Annotated in this window: 24 protein-coding genes; 4 read left to right on the top strand and 20 right to left on the bottom strand. The window is 77.0% G+C overall.

Annotated elements, in window-relative coordinates; all coding sequences use genetic code 11:
• Positions 1-11: 11 nt before the first annotated feature.
• The 12 genes from smc to ACI78R_RS04255 all read right to left on the bottom strand — a co-directional run bounded on the left by smc (position 12) and on the right by ACI78R_RS04255 (position 12422).
• Positions 12-3596 carry a chromosome segregation protein SMC gene (gene smc, locus ACI78R_RS04200; protein ID WP_457039769.1) on the bottom strand — a complete coding sequence of 1195 codons (3585 nt, stop codon included), beginning with the start codon at positions 3594-3596 and terminating at the stop codon, positions 12-14.
• A gap of 55 nt (positions 3597-3651) precedes the next feature.
• On the bottom strand, positions 3652-3855 hold the full coding sequence (locus tag ACI78R_RS04205; protein ID WP_073421800.1) for a hypothetical protein: 204 nt from the start codon (positions 3853-3855) through the stop codon (positions 3652-3654).
• A 149-nt stretch (positions 3856-4004) separates the two neighbouring features.
• On the bottom strand, positions 4005-4280 hold the full coding sequence (locus ACI78R_RS04210; protein WP_073422023.1) for an acylphosphatase: 276 nt from the start codon (positions 4278-4280) through the stop codon (positions 4005-4007).
• Positions 4277-5179, bottom strand: a complete 903-nt coding sequence (gene mutM / locus ACI78R_RS04215; protein ID WP_457039770.1) for a bifunctional DNA-formamidopyrimidine glycosylase/DNA-(apurinic or apyrimidinic site) lyase — start codon at positions 5177-5179, stop codon at positions 4277-4279. Before mutM ends, ACI78R_RS04210 begins: the two co-directional genes overlap by 4 nt.
• 5 nt (positions 5180-5184) lie before the next feature.
• Positions 5185-5988, bottom strand: coding sequence for a ribonuclease III (rnc, locus tag ACI78R_RS04220; protein ID WP_457039771.1), 804 nt, complete (start codon positions 5986-5988; stop codon positions 5185-5187).
• Positions 5989-5999: 11 nt separating this feature from the next.
• Positions 6000-6179, bottom strand: coding sequence for a 50S ribosomal protein L32 (gene rpmF, locus ACI78R_RS04225; protein ID WP_073421798.1), 180 nt, complete (start codon positions 6177-6179; stop codon positions 6000-6002).
• A gap of 2 nt (positions 6180-6181) precedes the next feature.
• Complete coding sequence (locus tag ACI78R_RS04230) at positions 6182-6805, bottom strand: YceD family protein (RefSeq protein ID WP_083628854.1); 624 nt, start codon at positions 6803-6805, stop codon at positions 6182-6184.
• A 105-nt stretch (positions 6806-6910) separates the two neighbouring features.
• Entirely contained in the window at positions 6911-7597 is a 687-nt protein-coding gene (locus ACI78R_RS04235) for an ATP synthase subunit B family protein (protein ID WP_073421796.1), read from the bottom strand.
• Entirely contained in the window at positions 7594-8076 is a 483-nt protein-coding gene (coaD, locus tag ACI78R_RS04240; protein WP_336032204.1) for a pantetheine-phosphate adenylyltransferase, read from the bottom strand. The genes ACI78R_RS04235 and coaD overlap by 4 nt, the downstream gene beginning before the upstream one ends.
• Complete coding sequence (rsmD, locus tag ACI78R_RS04245) at positions 8073-8627, bottom strand: 16S rRNA (guanine(966)-N(2))-methyltransferase RsmD (RefSeq protein WP_457039772.1); 555 nt, start codon at positions 8625-8627, stop codon at positions 8073-8075. Before rsmD ends, coaD begins: the two co-directional genes overlap by 4 nt.
• Entirely contained in the window at positions 8624-10822 is a 2199-nt protein-coding gene (gene recG / locus ACI78R_RS04250) for an ATP-dependent DNA helicase RecG (protein ID WP_457039773.1), read from the bottom strand. Before recG ends, rsmD begins: the two co-directional genes overlap by 4 nt.
• 1 nt (position 10823) lies before the next feature.
• Complete coding sequence (locus tag ACI78R_RS04255) at positions 10824-12422, bottom strand: DAK2 domain-containing protein (RefSeq protein ID WP_457039774.1); 1599 nt, start codon at positions 12420-12422, stop codon at positions 10824-10826.
• A gap of 170 nt (positions 12423-12592) precedes the next feature.
• Here ACI78R_RS04255 and rpmB point away from each other — a divergent pair, with 170 nt between their 5' ends.
• On the top strand, positions 12593-12775 hold the full coding sequence (gene rpmB / locus ACI78R_RS04260; protein WP_436277817.1) for a 50S ribosomal protein L28: 183 nt from the start codon (positions 12593-12595) through the stop codon (positions 12773-12775).
• Positions 12776-12859: 84 nt separating this feature from the next.
• Here the strand turns inward: rpmB and ACI78R_RS04265 are convergent, their stop codons facing one another.
• From ACI78R_RS04265 to ACI78R_RS04275, 3 genes are read right to left on the bottom strand one after another with little or no spacing between them, the layout of a single operon-like run.
• Positions 12860-13483 (bottom strand): cytidylate kinase-like family protein, encoded by a 624-nt coding sequence (locus ACI78R_RS04265; protein ID WP_457039775.1) that lies wholly within the window; start codon positions 13481-13483, stop codon positions 12860-12862.
• Positions 13471-14022: a GNAT family N-acetyltransferase gene (locus ACI78R_RS04270; protein WP_457039776.1), complete on the bottom strand. Its 552-nt coding sequence runs from the start codon at positions 14020-14022 to the stop codon at positions 13471-13473. The genes ACI78R_RS04265 and ACI78R_RS04270 overlap by 13 nt, the downstream gene beginning before the upstream one ends.
• On the bottom strand, positions 14006-15040 hold the full coding sequence (locus ACI78R_RS04275) for a thiamine-phosphate kinase (RefSeq protein WP_457039777.1): 1035 nt from the start codon (positions 15038-15040) through the stop codon (positions 14006-14008). Before ACI78R_RS04275 ends, ACI78R_RS04270 begins: the two co-directional genes overlap by 17 nt.
• A 92-nt stretch (positions 15041-15132) precedes the next feature.
• Between ACI78R_RS04275 and ACI78R_RS04280 the strand changes: the two genes are divergently transcribed.
• A complete protein-coding gene (locus ACI78R_RS04280) occupies positions 15133-15366 on the top strand; it encodes an Lrp/AsnC ligand binding domain-containing protein (protein WP_073421789.1) in 234 nt (77 codons plus the stop codon).
• A 103-nt stretch (positions 15367-15469) separates the two neighbouring features.
• A complete protein-coding gene (locus ACI78R_RS04285; RefSeq protein WP_457039778.1) occupies positions 15470-15973 on the top strand; it encodes a DUF3515 domain-containing protein in 504 nt (167 codons plus the stop codon).
• Between the two features lie 10 nt (positions 15974-15983).
• On the opposite strand, the gene ACI78R_RS04290 is transcribed toward ACI78R_RS04285, so the two are convergent.
• The gene (locus ACI78R_RS04290) at positions 15984-16631 is read right to left on the bottom strand and encodes a hypothetical protein (protein WP_457039779.1); all 648 of its coding nucleotides are present in this window, start codon (positions 16629-16631) and stop codon (positions 15984-15986) included.
• Complete coding sequence (locus ACI78R_RS04295; protein ID WP_457039780.1) at positions 16628-17764, bottom strand: D-alanine--D-alanine ligase family protein; 1137 nt, start codon at positions 17762-17764, stop codon at positions 16628-16630. The genes ACI78R_RS04290 and ACI78R_RS04295 overlap by 4 nt, the downstream gene beginning before the upstream one ends.
• Positions 17765-17871: 107 nt before the next feature.
• Between ACI78R_RS04295 and ACI78R_RS04300 the strand changes: the two genes are divergently transcribed.
• Positions 17872-18660 (top strand): CDP-alcohol phosphatidyltransferase family protein, encoded by a 789-nt coding sequence (locus ACI78R_RS04300; RefSeq protein WP_245794728.1) that lies wholly within the window; start codon positions 17872-17874, stop codon positions 18658-18660.
• 210 nt (positions 18661-18870) lie between these two features.
• Here the strand turns inward: ACI78R_RS04300 and ACI78R_RS04305 are convergent, their stop codons facing one another.
• From ACI78R_RS04305 to ACI78R_RS04315, 3 genes are read right to left on the bottom strand one after another with little or no spacing between them, the layout of a single operon-like run.
• Positions 18871-20019, bottom strand: coding sequence for a cystathionine gamma-lyase (locus tag ACI78R_RS04305; protein WP_457039781.1), 1149 nt, complete (start codon positions 20017-20019; stop codon positions 18871-18873).
• Between the two features lie 26 nt (positions 20020-20045).
• A complete protein-coding gene (locus ACI78R_RS04310) occupies positions 20046-21047 on the bottom strand; it encodes an NAD(P)H-dependent glycerol-3-phosphate dehydrogenase (protein WP_073421785.1) in 1002 nt (333 codons plus the stop codon).
• Entirely contained in the window at positions 21044-21856 is an 813-nt protein-coding gene (locus tag ACI78R_RS04315; RefSeq protein ID WP_457039782.1) for a lysophospholipid acyltransferase family protein, read from the bottom strand. Before ACI78R_RS04315 ends, ACI78R_RS04310 begins: the two co-directional genes overlap by 4 nt.
• Positions 21857-21969 lie beyond the last annotated feature (113 nt).

The following is a 21969-nucleotide window of genomic DNA, read 5'->3' on the forward strand; positions in this document are numbered from 1 at the left end:
CGAACAGCTTCCTATGCCTGGGCCGGGTCGGGCTCGCGCAGCCGCTGGCTGATGACGCCGGTGATGCCGTCGCCGCGCATGCTCACGCCGTAGAGCGCGTCGGCGATCTCCATCGTGCGCTTCTGGTGGGTGATCACGATGAGCTGCGACGTCGCCCGCAGCTGCTCGACCAGGGTGAGCAGCCGGCCCAGGTTGACGTCGTCGAGCGCCGCCTCCACCTCGTCGAGCACGTAGAACGGCGAGGGCCGCGCCCGGAAGATGGCCACGAGCAGCGCGACGGCGGTCAGCGAGCGCTCGCCGCCGGACAGCAGCGACAGCCGCTTGACCTTCTTGCCGGGCGGGCGCGCCTCGATCTCCACGCCGGTGGTGAGCATGTCCTCGGGGTCGGTGAGGACCAGCCGGCCCTGACCGCCGGGGAACAGCGTCGCGAAGACGCCCTCGAACTCGCGGGCGACGTCGGCGAAGGCCGAGGCGAACACGTCGTGGATGCGCCCGTCGACCTCGCGGACGACGGTGAGCAGGTCGCGGCGGGTGGCCTTGAGGTCCTCCAGCTGCGTGGCGAGGAAGGTGTGCCGCTCCTCCAGGGCCGCGAACTCCTCCAGCGCCAGCGGGTTGACCCGGCCGAGCGTGACCAGGTCGCGCTCGGCCTGCGCGGCGCGGCGCTCCTGGATGGCGCGGTCGTAGGGCACCGGCCCGGGCGCGGGCTCCCCCGCCGCCTCCGCGGCGGCGAGCCGGGCGGGCGAGGGCGGCACCGGAGCGGCCGGGCCGTACTCGGCGACCAGCGTGGGCAGGTCGACGCCGAACTCCTCGGCGGCCCGCCCCTCCAGGGCCTCGATGCGCAGCCGCTGCTCGGCGCGGGCCACCTCGTCGCGGTGCACCTCGTCGGTCAGCCGCTCGAGCTCGGCGGTGGCCGCGCGGACGCGGGTGCGCACCTCGAGCAGCTCGGCCTCGCGGGCGCTGCGCTGCCGGGCCAGCTCGTCGCGCTCGGCGGCCGCGCGGGCCAGCGACGTCGCCAGGGCGGTGAGGGCGTCCTCCGCGCCGGCGCGCACGCGGGTGGCGACCTCGGCGCCCCGCCGGCGCGCCAGGGCGGCCGCGGCGGCGCGCTCGCGGGCGGCGCGCTCCTGCCGGGCCTGCCGGCGCAGCGCCTCGGCGCGACCCGACAGCGCCCGGGCGCGCTCCTCGGCGGTGCGGACGGCCAGCCGGGCCTCGGTCTCGGCCTGCCGGGCGGCGGCGACCTCCAGCCGCAGCCGGTCGCGCTGCCCTGGGTCGGGCTCCTCGGCCGCGGGCGCCGCCTCGGCCTCGGCCAGCCGGGCCTCGAGCTCGGCGAGCCCGGTGGCCGACTCCTCGAGCGCCCGCTCGGCGCGCCGCCGGGCCGCGTCGGAGCGGTCGGCCTCGGCGGCGGCCGAGCGCGCGGCGGCGCCCAGCTCGGCCAGCTCGGCGGCCAGCTTCGACCGGGTGCGGTCGGCGGCCCGGCGGGCGGCCTGCGCGGCCTCGACGTCGGCCGAGCGGGCCTGCGCGGCCTCCCGGGCGGCGGCCAGCCGTGCGGCGAGGTCGGCGGCGCGGGCGGCCGCGGCAGTGTGCTCGCGCTCGGCCTCGTCGACCCGCGCACGCACCTCCAGGCCCGACGGCGCCTCGGCAGCGCCGCCGGAGGCGCGGTCGGCGGCGACCAGGTCGCCGTCGACGGTGACCGCGCGGACGGTCGGGTGGGCCCCGACGAGCGCGGCCGCGGCCCCCAGGGTCGGGACGACCACGACGCCGTGCAGCGCCCGGGCCAGGGCCGGCCGCAGGTCGCCGGGCGCCTCGACGAGGTCGACCGCCCAGCGCAGGCCCTCGGGCAGCGCGGGCTCCCCGGCGCGCGACGGGGCGGCCGGGCCGCCGCTGACCAGCAGCGCGGCCCGGCCGCCGCCGACGTCGCGCAGGTGCGCCAGCGCGTCGGCGGCGCCGGTGACCCCGGCGACGGCGACGGCCTCGGCCAGCCCGCCGAGCGCCGCGGCCAGGGCCACCTCGGCGCCCGGGGCGACGGTGATCCGCTCGGCGACCGGCCCGAGCACGCCGGCCAGCGCGCCGGAGGTCCCGGCGGCGAGCACGGCGGCGGCGCCGTCGGCCGGGGCGAGGCCCTGCGCGAGCGTGTCGCGGCGGGCAGCCCAGGAGGCGCGGTCGCGCTCGGCGGCCCGCTCGGCGTCGGCCAGCTCGGTGACCGCGCGGGCCGCGGCGGTCCGGGCGGCGACGGCGTCGGCGTGCGCGGTGACCAGCGCGACGTCCTCGTCGTCGGCGTCGCCGGTGCCGGCGCGGCGCTCGTCGAGCCGGGCTTGGGCGGCATCGGCGCGGGCGGCGGCCTCCGCGGCGGCCTGCCCCAGCCGCTGCGCCTCGGCCTGCCCGGCGGCGGCCCGGGAGCGGGCGGCGGCGACCTTCCCCGACAGGCGGGCCAGGCCCTCGCGGCGGTCGGCGATCGCCCGGGTGGCCACGACCCAGGCGCGCTCCTCGGCCGCGAGCGCCTCCTCCAGCTCCGTGCGGGCGGCGACGGCGGCCGACAGGCGGCCGCGCTCGGCCGCGAGGCCGGCGGCCAGCTCGGCCTCGGTCGCGTCGACGCGGTCGGCCTCGGCCTCGAGCTGCTCGGGGTCGCGACCGCCGGTGCCGCCGGGGACGGGGGCCGAGAGGTGCCGGGAGCGCTCGGCGGCCAGCGAGGCGATGCCGCGGAAGCGCTCGGTCAGCGCGGACAGCCGGTACCAGGTGTCCTGCGCGGCGCCCAGGCGCGGGGCGTCGGCGGCCTGGGCGGCGTCGAGGTCCGCCTCCCGGCGCGCGACGCCGGCGAGCTCGGCCTCGACGACGGCGCGGCGGGCACGGGCCGCGGCCTCGTCGGCGACGTCCTTGTCGAGCGCGTCGCGCAGGCCCACCAGGTCGTCGGCGAGCAGCCGCAGGCGCGCGTCGCGCAGGTCGGCCTGCACGCCGGCGGCACGGCGGGCCACCTCGGCCTGGCGCCCGAGCGGCTTGAGCTGGCGGCGCAGCTCGGCGGTGAGGTCGGCCAGCCGGTCGAGGTTGGCCTGCATCCCGTCGAGCTTGCGGAGCGCCTTCTCCTTGCGCTTGCGGTGCTTGAGGACGCCGGCGGCCTCCTCGATGAAGGCCCGGCGGTCCTCGGGGCGGCCGGAGAGGACGGCGTCGAGCTGGCCCTGGCCGACGATGACGTGCATCTCGCGGCCGATGCCGGCGTCGCTGAGCAGCTCCTGCACGTCGAGCAGGCGCACCTTGTCGCCGTTGATCTCGTACTCGCTCTCGCCGGAGCGGTACATGCGGCGGGTGACCGACACCTCGGTGTAGTCGATCGGCAGGGCGCCGTCGGCGTTGTCGATGGTGAGCGTCACCTCCGCGCGGCCGAGCGCGGAGCGCCCGGCGGTGCCGGCGAAGATGACGTCCTCCATCTTGCCGCCGCGCAGGGACTTCGCGCCCTGCTCGCCGAGCACCCAGGCGATGGCGTCCACGACGTTGGACTTGCCCGAGCCGTTCGGCCCGACGACGGCGGTGATGCCCGGCTCCAGGCGCAGCGTCGTCGCGGACGCGAAGGACTTGAAGCCCTTGAGCGTCAGGCTCGACAGGTGCACGGGAGGGAGGCTCTCACCCGGCGGCGGATCCGCGCGCCGGGTGGTGGTGCAGGTGTTACGCGAGCGCCGGCGCGGTGGTGTCGCCGGCCATGCTCAGCAGCTCGGAGGCGATGACGGCGTCGCGGGCGGCGTCGCGCTGGGCGCGCAGCTCGCCGAGCTCCTGCTCCAGGCGGCGCACCTTCGCGCGCAGCGCCGCGTTCTCCTCGAGTACGCGGAGCTCCGCGGGCGACACGACGGAACCGAACAGGGCCTTGGCCATGGCGACAGCGGCCTTTCGACAGCGGGAGGGGTGCCCGCCGCCCCGGGAAGTCGGTCGGCGCGGGCTCGGTGCCTCCAGGGTGACAGCACCCGACACGCAGGTCAACGGCCACACTGGACACCTCCCGTGTCGGGTGGATGTCGTCTTCGTCACGCCGTGGTGAAGCCCTGTCCCCCCTGCACCGCGCGGTCCTCGGACACCACGCCGGTGACCGAACCGGGCGCGCGCGGCCCGTCGAGCGCGGCGACGACGGCCCGGACGTCGTCGGCCGGCCCCTCCAGCTCGACCTCGACGCGCCCGTCGGGGAGGTTGCGCGCGGACCCCGCCAGCCCCGCCGCGTCGGCCAGGCCGCGGACGAACCAGCGGTAGCCGACGCCCTGCACGGTGCCGCTGACCAGCACGCGCACCCGCACGTCCGGGCTCACGACCGCCTCGCGCGCGGGCGCGGCTGGCACTGCGGGCAGCTGTAGCTCGAGCGGTTCATGAACGACTCCCGGATGATCGCCGTCCCGCAGCGCGGGCAGGGCCGGTCGAGCTGGCCGTAGACGGCGAGGAAACGGGAGAAGTAGCCGCTCTGCCCGTTGACGTCGACGTAGAGCGAGTCGAAGGACGTGCCGCCCTGGGCCAGCGCCTCGCCGAGCACGCTGCGCACGCCGTCGAGCAGGTCGCCGACCTGGGCGCGGGTCAGCCGGTCGGTGGGCCGCGCGCCGTGCAGCCGGGCCCGCCACAGCGACTCGTCGGCGTAGATGTTGCCGACGCCGCCGATCAGCGTCTGGTCCAGCAGCGCCCGCTTGACCTCGGTCCGCCGCCGGCGCAGCGCCGCGCTGAAGCCGGCCTCGTCGAAGGAGGGGTCCAGCGGGTCGATGGCGATGTGCGCGAGGCGCGACGGGATCCGCTCGGCTGCGTCCTCACCCGCCCCACCGCCCCCGGCGCACTCCTCCACCGCCAGCCCCCCGAACGTGCGCTGGTCGACGAAGCGCAGCTCGCGCCCGCCGTCGGTGAAGGTGAACCGGGCGCGCAGGTGCGTCTCGTCGGGCTGGCTGCGCTTCTCGACGAGCAGCTGCCCGCTCATGCCGAGGTGGGCGACCACCGCCCGGCCGGAGGGGGCGCCGTCGGGCTCGGTGAGCGGCAACCACAGGTACTTGCCGCGGCGGTGCGCGGCGGCGACGGTGCGGCCGGTCACGGCCCCGACGAAGTGCTCGGCGCCCTCGAGGTGCCGGCGGACGGCGCGCGGGTGGTGCACCTCGACCGTGGCCACGGTGCGGCCGGCGACCCAGCGCTCGAGACCGCGCCGGACCACCTCGACCTCGGGCAGCTCGGGCACGGGGGCTACTCCGCGGGTGGCGCGACCGGGCCGGCCGCCGGGTCCGCCGCGGGGCCCTCGCTGGAGACGGCCTGCCAGGCGGCCTCGGCGGCCTCCTGCTCGGCGGCCTTCTTGGTGCGGCCGCTGCCGGTGCCCCGGAGGACGCCGGCCAGCGACACCGACGCGGTGAACGTCTTGGCGTGCGGCGGGCCCTCGTCGGTGACGTCGTAGACCGGGGCGCCGAGGCCCCGGGCGGCACCGAGCTCCTGCAGGCTGGTCTTCCAGTCCAGGCCCGCGCCGCGCTTGGCCGACTCGACCAGCAGCGGGTCGAACAGCCGGTGCACGATCGCCGCCGCGGCGTCGAGGCCGAGACCCAGGTGGATGGCGCCGATCAGCGCCTCGAGCGCGTCGGCGAGGATCGAGTCCTTCTCCCGGCCCCCGGTGGTCTCCTCGCCGCGGCCCAGCAGCAGGTGCGGGCCGAGGCCGCCGGCGCCGAGCCGCCGGGCGACGCCGGCCAGCGAGGTCATGTTGACCACCGACGCCCGCAGCTTCGCCAGCCGGCCCTCGGGCAGGTCGGGCTGGCTGCGGTAGAGCTCGTCGGTGACGACCAGGCCGAGCACGGCGTCGCCGAGGAACTCCAGGCGCTCGTTGGTCGGCAGGCCGCCGTTCTCGTAGGCCCAGGAGCGGTGGGTCAGCGCCAACGCCAGCAGGCCGCCGGGCAGCTCGACGCGGAGTGCGTCGAGCAGCCAGGCGGCTGCTCGGTCGGCGTGCGCCTGACCCGCCGGCGACCCGCCCTCGGGGACCACCGGCGTGCGGGCGGCGCTGCCCACGGACGCCGTCGTCAGACGGAGAGGACCTGGCGGCCGGCGTGCTGGCCGCAGTTCGGGCAGGCCTGGTGCGGCGGCTTGAGCTGACCGCAGGCGCGGTTCGGGCAGGGGCTGAGCGTGGGGGCGCTCGCCTTCCACTGCGACCGGCGGGCGCGGGTGTTGGCGCGGGACATCTTCCGCTTCGGGACGGCCACGGTCAGTTCTCCTCAGGGTCGTCCGGACGGTCGGTGACCGCTCCGGTGGTGAGTCGGCCGGCGAGGCCGGCCCAGCGGGGGTCGACCAGCTCGTGCGAGTGGTCGGCCGGGAGGTCGTCGATGCGCTGGCCGCAGCCGGAGCACAGGCCCGCGCAGTCGTCGGTGCAGGTGGGCGAGAGCGGGAGGGCCAGGACGACGGTGTCGCGGACCATCGGCTCGAGGTCGATGCGCTCGCCCTCGACGAGGCGGACCTCGTCCTCCTCGCTCGTGGCCTCGGTGGTGCTGCCCGGGTAGGCGTAGAGCTCCTGGACGTCGAGCTGGAGCGAGTCGTGGACCGGCTCGAGGCAGCGGGCGCACTGGCCCTCGACCGGGACCTCGACGTCGCCGGAGACCAGCACGCCCTCCATCACCGACTCCAGGCGCAGGCGCAGGTGAACCGGGGCGCCCTCGGGGACGCCGACGAGCTCGAGCCGCCAGCCGTCGGGCGCGGGGACCGTCCGGTCGAGCTCCTGCATGGAGCCCGCCCGGCGGCCGAGCTCGCGCAGCTCCACGGCCCAGGGGTTGGCGGCGGGACGCCGGGCGTCGGGGCTCGCGGCGCCGGGGCGGCGGGATGGGGCGGCAGGCATGTCGGTACTCGCGGTCGTCAGGAGGAGGGGATCCGGTCCGGGGAGGTCACCGGTGGACCAGCAACCGAGACTACCCGATCCTGCCGGGGTGCCGTCCGGCCCCGCTCAGTCGCGCAGGGTCTCCCGGGCCTTCTCCACCGAGCGCAGCATCCGCTCGAGGGTCGAGCCGAAGTCGGCGAGGCGGGTGTCGACGTACTCGTCGACCTCCGTGCGCATGCGGGTGACCTCCGCGACGGTCTGCGCGCCGAGCTCGTCGGAGCGGGCGACGGCGCCGCGGTAGACCTCGGTCTCGGTGACCAGGCGCTCGTGCTCGGCCTGCGCGACGGCGAGCAGCTCCGCCTGCTGGGCCTCGGCGTCGGCCAGCACCGCCGCGTGGTGGTCGCGGGCCTCGGCCAGCAGCCGGTCGGCCTCGGCCTCGGCCTGCTCGAGCAGCTCGTCGGCCTCGGCCTGCGCGCGGGCGAGCAGCTCGTCGCGCTGGCGGCGGGCCGTGCCGAGGATCTCCTCGCGCTGGCGGCGGGCGCCGGCGACGAGCCGGTCGGCCTCCTCGCGGGTGCGGCCGGTCAGCTGCTCGGCCTCGGCCTGCGCCTGCTCGAGGATCTCGGTGCGCTGCTCGACGATCGCGCCGGCGGCGTGCACCTCGTCGGGCAGGTTCTCCCGCAGGTCGTCGAGCAGGTCGAGCAGCTGGTCGCGCGGCAGGATGCACGAGCCCGACATGGGCACGCTGCGCGCGTTCTCGATCAGCCGGCTGAGCTCGTCGACGGTCTCGTAGAGCCGGTAGACGACCTCGGTCACGCCGAACCGTCCCGCTTGGCGAGCAGCCGGTCGAGGACGGCCTTGGGGACCAGCCGGGACACGTCGCCGCCGAAGGTGGCGATCTGCTTCACCAGGCTGGAGGACAGGTGCCCGACCTGCGGGGCGGTGGGCACGAACAGCGTCTCGATGCCCGCGAGCTCGCGGTTCATCTGCGCCATCTGCAGCTCGTACTCGAAGTCGCCGACCGCCCGCAGCCCCTTGACCACCACGGGGATGTCGTGGCTGCGGCAGTAGTCGACGAGCAGCCCGCTGAAGCTGTCGACGACGACGTTGGGCAGGTCGGCGACCGCCTCGCGCAGCAGCTCCATGCGCTCGTCGACGCTGAACAGGCCGGCCTTGCCGGGGTTCACCAGCACGGCGACCACCAGCTCGTCGTACAGCCCGGCGGCCCGCGCGATCACGTCGACGTGGCCGTTGGTGACCGGGTCGAAGGACCCGGGACACACCGCTCGCCTCACGGGAGGCGACCGTACCGGAGCAACGCCTCTCCGTAGCGGCGGTCGCGGATCCCGGTGAGCGGTGTCGGCCACTCCCACGGCTCCTCGCGGGAGGACCGCTCGACGACGACCACCGCCCCGGGCGCCAGCCACTCCCCCGTGACCAGCGCACCGAGGACGCCGAGCACCTCCGGGACCGGGACGGCGTAGGGCGGGTCGGCGAGCACGAGGTCGAAGCGGGCCGGCGGCGCGCCGCCGACGACGGTGGGCACCGAGCCCGCCACCACCCGCGCGCCGGGCAGCCCGACGGCGGCGACGTTGGCGCGCAGCACCGGCAGCACCCGCGGCCCGTTCTCGACCAGCACCACCGACGCGGCCCCGCGGGAGAGCGCCTCGAGGCCCAGCGCGCCCGACCCGGCGTAGAGGTCGAGGACGGTGGCGCCGTCGAGGTCGAGCAGCGTGCCGAGGCTGTTGAACAGGCCCTCGCGGGCGCGGTCGCCGGTGGGCCGGACGCCGCTCGGCGGCACCGTCAGCCGCCGCCCGCCGGCCGCCCCGGAGATCAGGCGCGTCATGCCTTCTCGAGGTACTCGGCGCGCTCGTCGGTGGCCAGCGCCGCCACCTCCATCGCCAGGCCCGGGTGGTCGGCCAGGCCGCGGTCGGTGGCCAGCAGCGCGGTGGCCTCGGTGCGCGCGGCGGCGATGAGCTCCTCGTCCTCCAGCAGCGAGAGCATCCGGATGCCGGAGCGGCGGCCGGACTGCGCGGCGCCCAGCACGTCGCCCTCGCGGCGGGTCTCGAGGTCCAGGCGGGCGAGCTCGAACCCGTCGGAGGTGCCGGCGACGGCGGCCAGCCGCTGCCCGGTCGACGTCGTCTCACGGGCCTCGGTGACCAGCAGGCACAGCCCGCGGTGCCTGCCGCGGGCGACGCGGCCGCGCAGCTGGTGCAGCTGGCTGACGCCGAACCGGTCGGCGTCCATGACGACCATCACCGTGGCGTTGGGCACGTCGACGCCGACCTCGACGACGGTGGTGGCGACGAGCACGTCGACCTCGCGGGCGGCGAAGGCGCGCATCGTCGCCTCCTTGGCCTCCGGCGTCATCCGGCCGTGCAGCACCGCGAGGCGCAGGCCGGCCAGCGCCCCCTCGTCGAGCGCGCGGGCGACGTCGAGGACCGCCAGCGGCGGGCGCCGGTCGGCGTCGCCGCCCTTCGCGTCCCCGGGTGCGCCGTCGGCGTCGTCGGGGGCGTCGGTCTCGTCGTCCCCGGTCTCGTCGTCACCGATCCGCGGGCAGACGACGTACGCCTGCCGGCCGGCGGCGACCTCCTCGCGCAGCCGCTCCCAGGCGCGGTCGAGCCAGGTCGGCTTGTCGGCGACCGGCACCACGGAGCTGGCCACGCCCCCGCGACCGCTGGGCAGCTGGCGCAGGACGGAGGTCTCGAGGTCGCCGTAGACGGTCATGGCCACGGTGCGCGGGATCGGCGTGGCGGTCATGACCAGCACGTGCGGCGGCCGCTCACCCTTGGCGCGCAGCGCGTCGCGCTGCTCGACGCCGAAGCGGTGCTGCTCGTCGACGACGACGAGTCCGAGGTCGGCGAACTCGACGCCCTGCTGCAGCAGCGCGTGGGTGCCGACGACGATGCCGGCGCTGCCGTCGGCGACCGCGGCCCGGGCGGCGCGGCGGGGCGCGGCCTTGAGCGAGCCGGTGAGCAGCACGACCTTGGTGCCCGCGGGGTCGCCGTCGAGCTCGCCGGCGCGGGCGAGCGGGCCCAGCATCGCGGAGATGCTGCGCGCGTGCTGCGCGGCCAGGACCTCGGTGGGCGCCAGCAGCGCCGCCTGCCCGCCGGCGTCGACGACCTGGGCCATCGCCCGCAGCGCCACGACGGTCTTGCCCGACCCGACCTCGCCCTGCAGCAGGCGGTGCATCGGCTGGTCGCGGGACAGCTCGGCGGCCAGCTCCTCCCCCACCTCGCGCTGCCCCTCGGTGAGGGAGAACGGCAGGGCGGCGTCGACGGCGTCGAGCAGCCCGCCGGACCGGCGCGGGCGGGCGGTGCCCGGCTCCAGGGCGGCGGCCCGGCGGCGGGCGGCGAGCACGAGCTGCAGGGTGAGCGCCTCGTCCCACTTGAGCCGGTCCTGGGCGCGCTCGACGTCCTCGGCGGAGGTGGGCCGGTGGACGTCGAGCAGGGCGGCGGCGAGGCTGAGCAGCCCGTGCCGGGAGCGCAGGTCCTCGGGCAGCGGGTCCTCGACGAAGCCGAAGCCGCCGGTGGCGTCGAGCAGCAGCTTCACCGACTTCTGGATCACCCAGCTCGAGACGTCCTTGCTCGCGGGGTAGATCGGGATGAGCGCGCGGGCCCAGTCCTCGTCGTCGTCGCCGGTGATGAGGTGGAAGTCGGGGTGCGCGAACTGCTTGGAGTTGCGGTACTCGCCGACGGTGCCGGCGAACAGCCCCCAGGAGCCCTCCTCGAGCTTCCCGAACTTCCGGTTGAAGAAGACGAGCTGCATCTGCCCGGCGCCGTCGCCGACGGTGACCTCGGTGAGCGTGCCGGGGCGGTTGCGCATCCGCCGGCTGGTGACCTTGCGGACCTGCGCGAGCACGGTGACGCGGTCGCCGACCTGCAGGTCGTCGAGGCGGGCGATCTCGCCGCGGCGGGCGTAGCGGCGCGGGTAGTGGCGGAGCAGGTCGCGCACGGTGCGCAGGTCCAGCGACTCGGCCATGGCCTTGGCCGTCTTCGCGCCGAGCACGCGGGAGAGGTCGGTCTCCAGGGTGACCGCCACGTCACTCCACCCCGATCTGCAACGGGACCGCGGCCCCGCTCTCGTAGCGCACCACCTCGACGGTCGGGTGCGCGGCGGCCAGGTGCGCGCAGGCGGCGTCGCCGAGCGCGGGGTCGGGGCCGACCAGCACGGTGGCCATCTCCCCGCCGGCCGACAGCAGCCGGTCGAGCAGGTCGCAGGCGACGGCGGCGAGGTCGGCGCCGATGACCACGACGTCGCCCTCGGCCGACCCGAGGACGTCGCCCGGGCGGCAGGGGCCCGCGCTGGTCAGCGCCTCCTGCTCGGCGACGGCGACCTCGGCCCAGCGGGTGGCCGCCGCGGCCTCGGCCATGCCGATGACGTCGTCGCCGAACCGGCGGCCGGGGTCGGCGACCGCGACGGCGGCCAGCCCCTGCACCGGGGAGCGGGTGGGCACGACGGCGACGTCGCGGCCGAGCTCGCGGGCGCGCTCGGCGGCGCGGGAGGCGGCCGGCGTGAGCGCCGGGTCGTTCGGGAGCAGCACGACCTCGGCGGCGGCGGAGGCGACCACCTCGGCGAGCACCTGGTCCTCGGTGACGCCGTCGGGACCGCAGGTGACCGCCCGCACGCCCTCCCCGGCGAACAGCAGCGCCAGCCCGTCGCCCGGGACGACGGCGACCACCGCGCGCCGCCCGGGCACCGGCTCGGCCGGCCGCACCGGCGCCAGCGGCGTGACGCTGATCCCGTGCGGGCGCCCCGCCTCGATGCCGGCCTCGATGGCCGCGCCGACGTCGGAGGTGTGCACGTGCACGTTCCACTGCCGGCCGGTGGGGGTGTCGACGCCGACGACGACAAGGCTGTCGCCGAGCGCGGCCAGCCGCCGGTGCAGGACGGCGACGGCGGCCTCGTCGGCGTTGGCGAGCAGGTACTGCACCTCGCTGCCCGGGCCCGGCGGCGGCTGGTGCGGGACGTGGCCGTGCCCGTGCCCGCCCCGCTGCGGGCGGCGGTGCAGCGGCGGGCGGGCGGGCTCGACGCCGGTCACCGTGGTGACCAGCGCGTCGAGGACCAGGCTCAGGCCCGCGCCGCCGGCGTCGACCACGCCCGCGGTGCGCAGCACGTCGAGCTGGCCGGGGGTGGCCTCCAGCGCCGCGCGGGCGCCGTCGGCGGCGGCGGTGACGACGTCGGCCAGGGCGGTGCCGCCCGCGGTGACGGCGGCGCACGCGGCCTCGGCGCCGGCCCGGGCGACGGTGAGGAAGGTGCCCTCCTCGGGGTCGGCCACCGCCGAGTAGGCGCCGTCGGCGGCCTGCTGGAGGGCTGCGGCCAGCGCCGGGCCGTCGGCGGGACCGGCACCGGCGAGGGAGTCGGACAGGCCGCGCAGCAGCTGGGCGAGGATCGTGCCGCTGTTGCCGCGGGCGCCGAGCACAGCGCCCCGCGACAGCGCCGTCCAGGCGGACTCGGCGGGCCCCGCGGCCTCCAGCGCCGCGACCGCGGCCTGCGCGGTCAGCAGCAGGTTGGTGCCGGTGTCGCCGTCGGGCACCGGGAAGACGTTGAGCTCGTCGATGCGGTCGCGGGCCCCGGACAGCGCGGCGACCGCGGTGCGGCACCACTGACCGACCGCGGCGTCGTCGAGCGCCTGCAGCACGGGCGGAGGGTACCCACGGACGACGACGGTCCCGTTCCCCGCGACGGCGGTCCCGGGCCTCGGCGACACCGTCGCGCCGGACCGGTTAGGATGGTCGACGGTCTAGCGGTCGCCGTCGGTGCGCCGCCGTCTTTCGAACGATTCTCTGGGAGTGATCCACCGTGGCTGCCGTGTGCGATGTCTGTGGCAAGGGGCCCGGTTTCGGTATGTCGGTGTCGCACTCGCACCGCCGCACGCCGCGCCGTTGGAACCCGAACATCCAGTCGGTGCGGGCGCTCGTCGCCCCCGGCAACCGCAAGCGGATCAACGCCTGCACCTCGTGCATCCGCGCGGGCAAGGTCGTCCGCGCCTGATCGCGCCGCCCCCGTGAGGGGGTGAGGGTCCGACCGAGGACCCCGGAGGTCCCCGACCTCCGGGGTCCTTCGTCGTCCCTGCGGTCAGCCGATCCCGCGCGCCCGCGCCGCGGCGACCACCAGGTCGACGACGGTGCCCGGCGGCAGCGCCGTCCCGTCGACGACGAGGTGGTAGTGCCGGACGGCGGCCGGGTCGCAGCGGTAGAAGTGCCGCACGTAGGCCTCGCGGGTGGTGTCGTTGGCCTGCATCTCCCGCCGGGTCTCCTCCTCCGGCCGGCCGTAGCGCTCCACCGCCGCCCGCAGCCGCGCCTCCGGCGGCCCGTCGAGGCGCACGTGCAGCGCGTCGGGCCGGTCCCGCAGCACCATCGCGCCGGCGCGGCCGAGCACCACTCCCCCGGGGCCGTCGGCGATCTCGCGCAGCACCCGCTCGGTCTGCTCGCGGTAGGCGCGCTCGTCGGGCTCGCCGGTCAGCGGGACGACGCCGCCGATGGGGTCGGGCATCGCCCCGAGCGAGGCCACGAGGCGCCACAGCCCGCGCACGACGCGCTCGTCGTTGGCCTCGGCGTCGTCCTGGGAGACGCCCAGGCGGCCGGCCACCCGGGCCGGGATCGCCCGGTCGTGGAAGGCGAGGCCCAGCCGGTCGGCCACCGCCGGCCCCACCTCCGGGCCGCCCGCGCCGTAGGACGCGGAGATCGTCACGACGCCCACGGCCGCTCCTCCCCGGGATCGGTCAGCTGCCGGCCGAGGAAGACCGCCCCGGCCTCCCCGGCGTAGATGCCGTACCCCGGCACGGGGCGGTATCCCATCGCGGCGTACAGCCCGAGCGCCTCGGGCTGCCGGTCGCCGGAGTTGAGCACCACCGAGCGGTACCCGGCGGCGCGGGCGGAGTCCTCCAGCGCGGTGACGACCAGCTGCGCCAGGCCCAGCCGGCGGAAGGCGGGCACCACGTAGACCCGCTTGACCTCCGCCTCGGTGCCGGCGTGCCCCTCCCCGTGCCGTCGCCAGGCGCCGCAGCCGGCGGGCTCGCCGTCGACCTCCGCGAGGAGGAAGAGCCCGGCCGGCGGCACGAACTCCGCCGGGTCGACGGCGGCCTCGTCGGGCCCGCCGTAGCGGTCGACGTACTCCTGCTGCACCCGGCCGACCAGGTCGCGCGCCAGCGGGTCGTCGTACGGCACCGCCCGCAGCTCCGCGGTCCGCCCGTCCCGCAGCCGCACGCTGCGCCCGGCGACCTCAGCCGAAGTGGACATGCCCGGTCCTCCCTGCGCCCACGGCCTGCGCGACGTCGGCCGCCGGCTCGCCGCTGACGAACACGCCGGCCGCGCCGTCGCGGACCCCTCCGATGACCGTCCAGCCCGCGGGCATCGCCGCTCCGGGCGGGAAGGTGGCCAGGAGGGCATGGTCCTCCCCGCCGGTGAGCACCCAGGACAGCGGGTCCGCGCCGAGGGCCGCGGCCACCTGCTGCATCGGGCCGGGCGGCTCGAGCATCGTCCGCACCAGGGCCGCGCGGTCGACGTCGATCGCCACGCCGCTCGCGTCGGCCAGGTGCCCGGCGTCGGCGAGCAGGCCGTCGCTCACGTCGCACATCGCGCTCGCCCCGGCGTCGGCGGCGGCCGGGCCCGCGGCGTAGGGCGGCGCGGGCCGGCGGTGCGCCGCGACGGCGGCGATCGGGCTGCTGAAGCCGCGGCGCAGCACGGCCAGCCCGCACGCCGACCAGCCCAGCCGCCCGGCGACGGCGAGCACGTCGCCGGGCCGGGCCCCCGAGCGCAGCACCGGCGCGCGGCCACCCAGGTCGCCCAGCGCGGTCACCGACAGCACGATCGCGCCGCTGTCGGGCGCCGAGGCCACCGTGTCCCCGCCGACGACGGCCGCGCCGAGCGGCGCGCACTCGGCGGCCATGCCGGCGGCCACGCCCTCCAGCCACGACGTCGGGGTGTCCGCGGGGCAGGCCAGCCCCACCAGCAGCGCGGTGGCCACCCCGCCCATCGCGGCGACGTCGGCGAGGTTGGCCGCGGCGGCCTTGTGCCCCACGTCCTCGGCCGAGGACCAGTCGCGCCGGAAGTGGCGACCCTCGACGAGCACGTCGGTGGTGGCGACCACCCGGCCGTCGGGCACCCGCAGCACGGCGGCGTCGTCGCCGGGACCGACCTCGGCGGCCGCCGCGGAGCCCGCGCGGGCGACCACCCGGGCGATGACGCCGAACTCCCCCACCACCCGGACGGTGTCGGCCAGGTCGCCGCGGCCGGTGAGCGGACGGGGCCGTGTCACCGGCCCCACCCGGCCGCTGGGGTACGTTGCGAGCCGGTCAGCCTGCCGGTGGCAGGCAGCCACCCGCAGACTCGTCCGAGGAAGGTCGTCCCGTGGTCCACGCCTACATCCTGATCCAGACCGAGGTCGGCAAGGCCGCCCAGGTGGCGTCCACGATCAGCGAGATCGCCGGGGTGACCAAGGCCGAGGACGTCACCGGCCCCTACGACGTCATCGTGCGCGCCGAGGCCGAGAGCGTCGACGACCTCGGCCGGCTGGTCGTCGCGCGGGTGCAGTCGGTGGACGGGATCACCCGCACGCTGACCTGCCCCGTCGTCAACATCTGAGCCGCTGAGCGAGCACAACCCCGCCGAGGACGAGCCCGCCCCGGCCGACCGGACCGCGCCCGACCCGCTGCGCCGGCTGGCCCTGCTGGCCGCCGCCGTCGTCGTGCCGGTCCTGCTGGTGCTGCTGGTCGTCCGCCTGGTGAGCGGGGGCGACGACGACCCCGTGGCGGACGACGCCCCGGTGGCCGACCTCGGCCCCACGACGGGGCAGCAGCGCGAGGACCTGCCGGTGCTGCCGGTCGAGGTCCCGCCGGCCACCCCCGAGGCGGACGCGAACTGCCCGGCGCTCATGGGGGCGCTGCCGCTGGACCTGCTCGAGGAGCCGGGCCGGATGGTGCAGTCCGACACCCCCTACGCCGCCGCGTGGGGCGAGCCGCCGGTCGTGCTGGTCTGCGGCGTCGACGCGCCCGAGGGGCTGGTGCCCGGCGAGGGCCTGTTCACCATCAACGGCGTCACGTGGTTCGTCGACCAGTCCGATCCCGACGCCACGGTGTGGACCGCCGTCGACCGCGCCGTGTACGTCGAGGTGACCCTGCCGCCCGACCTCGACAGCGCCCCGGTGACCGCGCTCAGCGGGGTCATCGCGGGCGCGCTGCCGGCGCGCTGACCCACCGGGCTCAGGCCGGCGGCAGCTCCTCGAGCTGCGCGGCCACCACGTCGCGGACCTCGGCGACGGCCTCCTCCTCGGTGCCCGCCACCGCGGTGACCGCGACGCTGAACGACCCGTGGCCGCACCAGGCGAAGGCGGCCGGGCCGGCGAGGCCCGTGGCGGGGTCGGCCTCCGGCACGGTGAGCAGGCTGCACCCGGTGGGCAGGCCGGGCGGGTCGTGGCGCAGCACGCCCTCGTACACCTCGGCGTCGTTGCCGGCGAGGTCCTCGGCGTAGGTGGCGGCGCCCGCGGGCTCGTCGAACTGGTCGAGGAAGACGCTGGTGAGCGGTCCGGTGGTGGAGCCCCAGAAGCGCTCCCAGCCGTGCCGGTAGCCGTAGTCGCGCAGCACGTCCCGCTCGCGCTCGGGGTCCTCGGCGTAGGTCGCGACGTCGTCGACGGTCTTGGCGCCGGCGGGCGGCTGCAGGTCGGCGTCGGGGATGCGCGGCAGGCCCGAGGGCACCTCGGCGAGCACCAGGTCGCCGAGCTCCTCGACGCTGCCCGGCGTCGGGACGGCCTCGGACCGCACGCCCTCCGCCTCGGAGGCCGTGCAGGCGGCCACCAGGGGGCCGGCCAGCAGCAGGCCGGCGGAGAGGACGGCCCGGCGGCCGCGGGTCACCGAGGGGCCGGCCGGCCCGCCCGCGCCAGCGCGGAGGCGACCAGCCGGTCGACCAGCTCGGGGTAGGACACCCCGCTGGCCGCCCACATCCGCGGGAACATCGAGATCGGTGTGAAGCCGGGCATGGTGTTGACCTCGTTGACCACCAGCCGGTCCTCGCCGTCCGGGCCGGTGCCGAGGAAGAAGTCGACGCGCGCGAGCCCCTCGCAGTCCATGGCGAGGTAGGCGCGGCAGGAGGCCTCCTGGACCGCGCGGGTCTGCTCGGGCGTGAGGTCCGCCGGCACGTCGAACTCGACGGCGTCCTCGAGGTACTTGGCGTCGAAGTCGTACCAGTCGGTGCCGGGCTTGAGCCGGATCTCGGCCGGCAGGCTCGCCTCGGGGGCGCCGCCGTCGCGGCGGGCGAGCACGCCGCACTCGACCTCCCGGCCCGGGACGGACGCCTCGACGACGACCTTCCCGTCGACGGCGGCCGCGGTGGCCACCGCCTCGGGGAACTGCGCCCAGTCGGTGACGCGGGTGATGCCGATGCTGGAGCCGGCCCGCGACGGCTTGACGAAGACCGGCAGGCCGAGGCGCTCGCGGTCGTCGGCGGAGAGCGCGTCGGGGTGCGCCCACAGCGCGCCGCCGGCGTCGCGGAGGACGACGTGGTCGCCCTGCGGCAGCCCCGCTGAGGCGAGGAGCTTCTTGGTGAACTCCTTGTCCATCGAGGCGGCGCTGGCGAACACGCCCGACCCGACGTAGGGCAGGCCGCTCATCTCCAGCAGGCCCTGGATGGTGCCGTCCTCGCCGTAGGCGCCGTGCAGGACCGGGAAGACGACGTCGACCTCGGTGAGCGCCGCGCCGATCCCCTGCGCCGGCTCCAGGACCGCGAGCCCGCGCCCGGCGGGGTCGCCGACCAGGGAGACCGCCGTCCCCCCGGTGACCTCCGGCAGCTGCCCGTCGGTGATCGCGAGCCGCTGCGCGGGGTCGGGCAGCACCCAGCGGCCGTCGCGGGCGATGCCGACCGGCACCACCTCGTAGCGCTCCGGGTCGAGGGCGGCGATCACGCTCCCCGCCGAGACGCAGGAGATCGCGTGCTCCGCGCTGCGCCCTCCGAACACGACCGCGACCCGCACCCTGCCTGTCCCGCTCATCGCGGCCGACCCTAGTCGACGCCCGAGCGCGTCCCGCGTCTCCCGCGGGGCCGGGGCCCGCGCCGTGTGGGAACCTCGTCGGGATGCGGGAGAACGTGGCCCCTCCGGTGGACCCCCGACCTCCGGCGACGACGGCGCACCAGGGGCACGGGGACCGTCCGGCGCGTCCGCACTCCCTCGGTCTGCGGCTGGCCGGCGCGGCCGTGCACGCCTACACCGCGCTCGGCTCGGTGCTGGCGCTGCTGTTCGTGCTCGCCGCGCTCGAGGGCGAGGTGGAGGCCGCGCTCTGGGTGGGCCTGGCGGCGCTGTTCATCGACGGCACCGACGGGATGCTCGCCCGCCGCGCGCGGGTCAAGGAGACGATCCCCTGGTTCGACGGCGCCCTGCTCGACAACATCGTCGACTACCTGACCTACGTCTTCGCGCCGATCGTCCTGCTCTGGACGACCGGCGCGCTGCCGCACGGGCCGTGGGGCTGGGTGCTCGCCGCGCTGCCGCTGCTGGCGTCGAGCTACCAGTTCTGCCGGGTCGACGCGAAGACCGACGACCACACGTTCCTCGGCTTCCCGAGCTACTGGAACGTCGTGGCGTTCTACGCGGTGGTGCTCGACCTGTCGCAGCCGGCCGTCGCGATCACGCTCGTCGTCTGCTCGGTGCTCGTGTTCGTGCCGGTGCGCTACCTGTACCCGTCGCGCACCGAGGCCCTGTGGCAGCTGAGCATGCTGCTGACGGCGGTCTGGTTCGTCTGCTACGCCGTGCTCGTCGTCCAGCTGCCCGACCCGAACCCGTTCGTCGTGGTGCTGTCGTTCGCCTACGTCGTCTACTACCTGGCCTTCAGCGGGTGGCTCACCGCCCGCGCCGCCCACCGCCGCCGCCGGGCCGCCCGCGCCGCCTGACGTCCCGGGCGGTGATGCGCACCTGGGGTGCGGCCGGGCGCCAGGACGCGCCGCGACCGCACGTCACCGGCGCGAGCGTGTGCGCTGACGCCGCATCCGTCGCCCGTGGATGCGGCGTGGGCGCACACCGTCGGGCCGGCGCGAGGCGATGTGCACCTGAGGCGCATCCGGACGCCGGAACGCACCGCGCCCGCACATCACCGGCCCGGCTCAGGGAGCGGAGGCGGCGTCGAGCCCCGCGGTGAGGTCGGCGACGACGTCGCCGGTGTCCTCGATCCCGCAGGAGAACCGCAGGAAGCCCCCCGGGACGGCGTCGCCGCCCCACTGCGCGCGGCGGTCGACGGTGCTGTGCACCCCGCCGAAGCTCGTCGCCGCGACCCACAACCGGGTGGCGGCGAGGAACCGGGAGACCGCCGCCTCGTCGGCGAGCTCGGCGGACACGACGCCGTTGGGCCGCAGCATCTGCCGCGCCGCCAGCGCGTACGAGGGGTCCTCGGCCCGCCACGGCCAGCGCACGCCGGTGGCGGCGGGGTGCGCGGCGAGCGTCTCGGCCACCGCCGCCGCGGTCTCCCCCTGCCGGGCCAGCCGCAGGTCCAGGGTGCTCATCGAGCGGTGCCCGAGCCAGGCGTCGAACGCGCCCGGGGTGGCGCCGGTGTGGTCCCGCCAGCCCTTGAGCCGGTCGTGCACCTCGTCTGAGGAGGTGCTCACGTGGCCGAGCAGCAGGTCGCTGTGGCCGGTGAGCGCCTTCGTGTCGGCCGCCATCGTCACGTCGGCGCCGAGCGCCAGCGGCCGCTGGCCGAGCGGGGTCGCGGTGGTGTTGTCGACGGCGAGCAGCGCGCCGGTGGCCCGGGTGGCCCGGGCGACGGCGGCGACGTCGCACACGTCGAGCATCGGGTTGCTCGGCGTCTCCAGGACCACCATCCGGGCACCGTCGAGGTCACCGCGCGCGGCGACGCCGGCGATCTCGAGGGTGGGCACGTACTCGACGCGGACGCCCAGCCGCTCCAGCTCGTCGCGGGCCAGCAGCCGGGTCGTGTAGTAGCCGTCGCTGGGCAGCACGAGCCGGTCGCCGGCCGACACCAGCCCCAGGACGACGGCGGAGATCGCGGCCATGCCGGTGGCGAAGGACAGGCAGCGGCCGCCGTCCAGCTCGCCCACGGCGTCCTCGAAGGCCCGGAAGGTCGGGTGCTCGGTGCGGGCGTACGCGTCGCGGCCGCCGGCGCGGGGCGGCAGGTCGCCCAGGTGGTACGGCGCGGCGAACACCGGCGAGGGACGCAGCGGGGCGCCGGGCTCGGGAGCCGGGTCACCGGCGTGCACCGACCGGGTGCCGTCCCCCCATCCACCAGGCAGTCCACTCACTCGGGCTCCGCCCGTGGTGCCGTCGCTCACTCGGGCTTGGCCTCTCGGGACATGATCTCCTTCACCATCTGCGCCGCCGGGACGCCCTCGTGGCAGACCCGCACGACCGCCTCCGTCAACGGCATCTCCACCCCGTGCGCGCGGGCGAGGTCGAGCACCGGCCGGCAGCTCTTCACGCCCTCGGCGGTCTGCCGGGTGGTGGCCTGCACCTCCTCCAGCGACAGGCCGCGGCCGAGCTTCTCGCCGAACGTGCGGTTGCGCGACAGCGGCGAGCTGCAGGTGGCCACCAGGTCGCCGAGGCCGGCCAGGCCCGCGAACGTCGTCAGCTCCGCGCCGAGCGCGAGGCCCAGCCGGGCGGTCTCGGCCAGCCCGCGGGTGATCAGCGAGGCCCGGGTGTTGTCGCCGAAGCCCATCCCCTCGGTGATGCCGCAGGCCAGCGCGATGACGTTCTTCACCGCGCCGCCGAGCTCGCAGCCGACGAGGTCGCGGTTGGTGTAGGGCCGGAAGTACGGCGTGTGGCAGGCGGCCTGCAGCGCCGTCGCGCGGTCGTCGTCGGGGCAGGCGATGACCGTGGCCGCAGGCTGCTCCTCGGCGATCTCGCGCGCCAGGTTCGGCCCCGACAGCGCCGCCACCCGCTCCGGGCCGGCGCCGGTGACCTCGCCGATCACCTCGCTCATCCGCTTGGTGCTGCCGAGCTCGATGCCCTTCATCAGCGACAGCAGCGTGGCGTCGGGCGGCAGCAGCGGCGCCCACTCGCCGAGGTTGGCCCGCAGCGACTGCGACGGGACGGCCAGCACGACGACGTCGGCGCCGTCGAGGGCGACCCCCGCGTCGGTCGTGGCGCTGAGCGCGCCGGGCAGCCGCACGCCGGGCAGGTAGTCGGGGTTCTCCCCGGTCTCGGTGATCGCCGCGGCCAGCTCGGGCCGGCGGGCGTGCAGGGTCACCGCGCACCCGGCGTCGGCGAGCACCTTGGCGAACGTCGTCCCCCAGGACCCGGCCCCGAGGACGGCGGCGCGCGTGCCGCTCACGCGGCGCTCCCCGGCAGGTCGCCGGGCAGCGCACGCCGCGGCCGGGCGGCGAAACCGGGCGGCGCCGTCTCGCCGCGGACGTCGGCCAGGAGGTCACGCACCCGGCCCATGATGGTGTCGGTGACCTCGCGCAGCAGGTCGGGCGTCAGCGGGCGCCCGGCGCGGACCTCCTCGCGCAGCGCGGTGAGGTCGACCGGCTCGCCGACCGCGTAGTCCGTGGGCGTCCGCAATCGCAGGTGCAGCTTCTTGCTGTGGTAGTCGTGCACCCGCTGCGGGCCCCACTGCGCCACCGGCAGCACGACGGCGTCGGTGGTCAGCGCCAGCCGGGCGACGCCGGTGCGGGCCTGCATCGGCCACCAGTCCTCGTCGCGGGTGACCGACCCCTCGGGGTAGATGACGACGACGTTGCCGGCCTCGAGGTCGGCGGCCGCGGCGGCCAGCGCGCCCCGGGCCTCCGACGACCCGCGGGCCACCGGGATCTGCCCGGCGTCGCGCAGGATCGCGCCGGCCAGGCCCTTGAACACCGCCTCCTTGGCCAGGAAGTGCGGCACCCGCCCGTTGTCGTAGACCAGCCGCGCGCAGGCCAGCGGGTCGAGCACGGACACGTGGTTGGCCACGAGCAGCACCGGACCGGTGCGCGGCAGCCGGTCCCCGTGCCGGTAGCGCAGCCGGAACAGCAGCGAGGCCACCGGGTAGATGACGACGACGGCCAGGCGCAGCGACCACGGCAGCCGCCCGCGCTCGTGCAGGGCGCGGGGCCGTGTCTGCCCCGGGACCGCGGGGGCCCCCGGGGTCGGGTCCTCGGTCACCGGCATCCCTCCGCTGGTCGTGACGACCGGCACATGATCGACCCTCCCGGGGGCCGGTGGTCGCACCGGGGTCCCCTCGCGGGTCCCCTCGCGGCGGCGGCCCGGCGCCCGCG

It is taken from the genome of Geodermatophilus sp. SYSU D01106, from assembly GCF_054049995.1.

Excerpts from the sequence above, each read along its gene's own strand:
- ACI78R_RS04205 (WP_073421800.1), bottom strand. The coding sequence starts at position 3,855 with ATGGCCAAGGCCCTGTTCGGTTCCGTCGTGTCGCCCGCGGAGCTCCGC.
- ACI78R_RS04230 (WP_083628854.1), bottom strand. The coding sequence starts at position 6,805 with ATGCCTGCCGCCCCATCCCGCCGCCCCGGCGCCGCGAGCCCCGACGCC.
- rsmD (WP_457039772.1), bottom strand. The coding sequence starts at position 8,627 with ATGACGCGCCTGATCTCCGGGGCGGCCGGCGGGCGGCGGCTGACGGTG.
- ACI78R_RS04270 (WP_457039776.1), bottom strand. The coding sequence starts at position 14,022 with ATGTCCACTTCGGCTGAGGTCGCCGGGCGCAGCGTGCGGCTGCGGGAC.
- ACI78R_RS04295 (WP_457039780.1), bottom strand. The coding sequence starts at position 17,764 with ATGAGCGGGACAGGCAGGGTGCGGGTCGCGGTCGTGTTCGGAGGGCGC.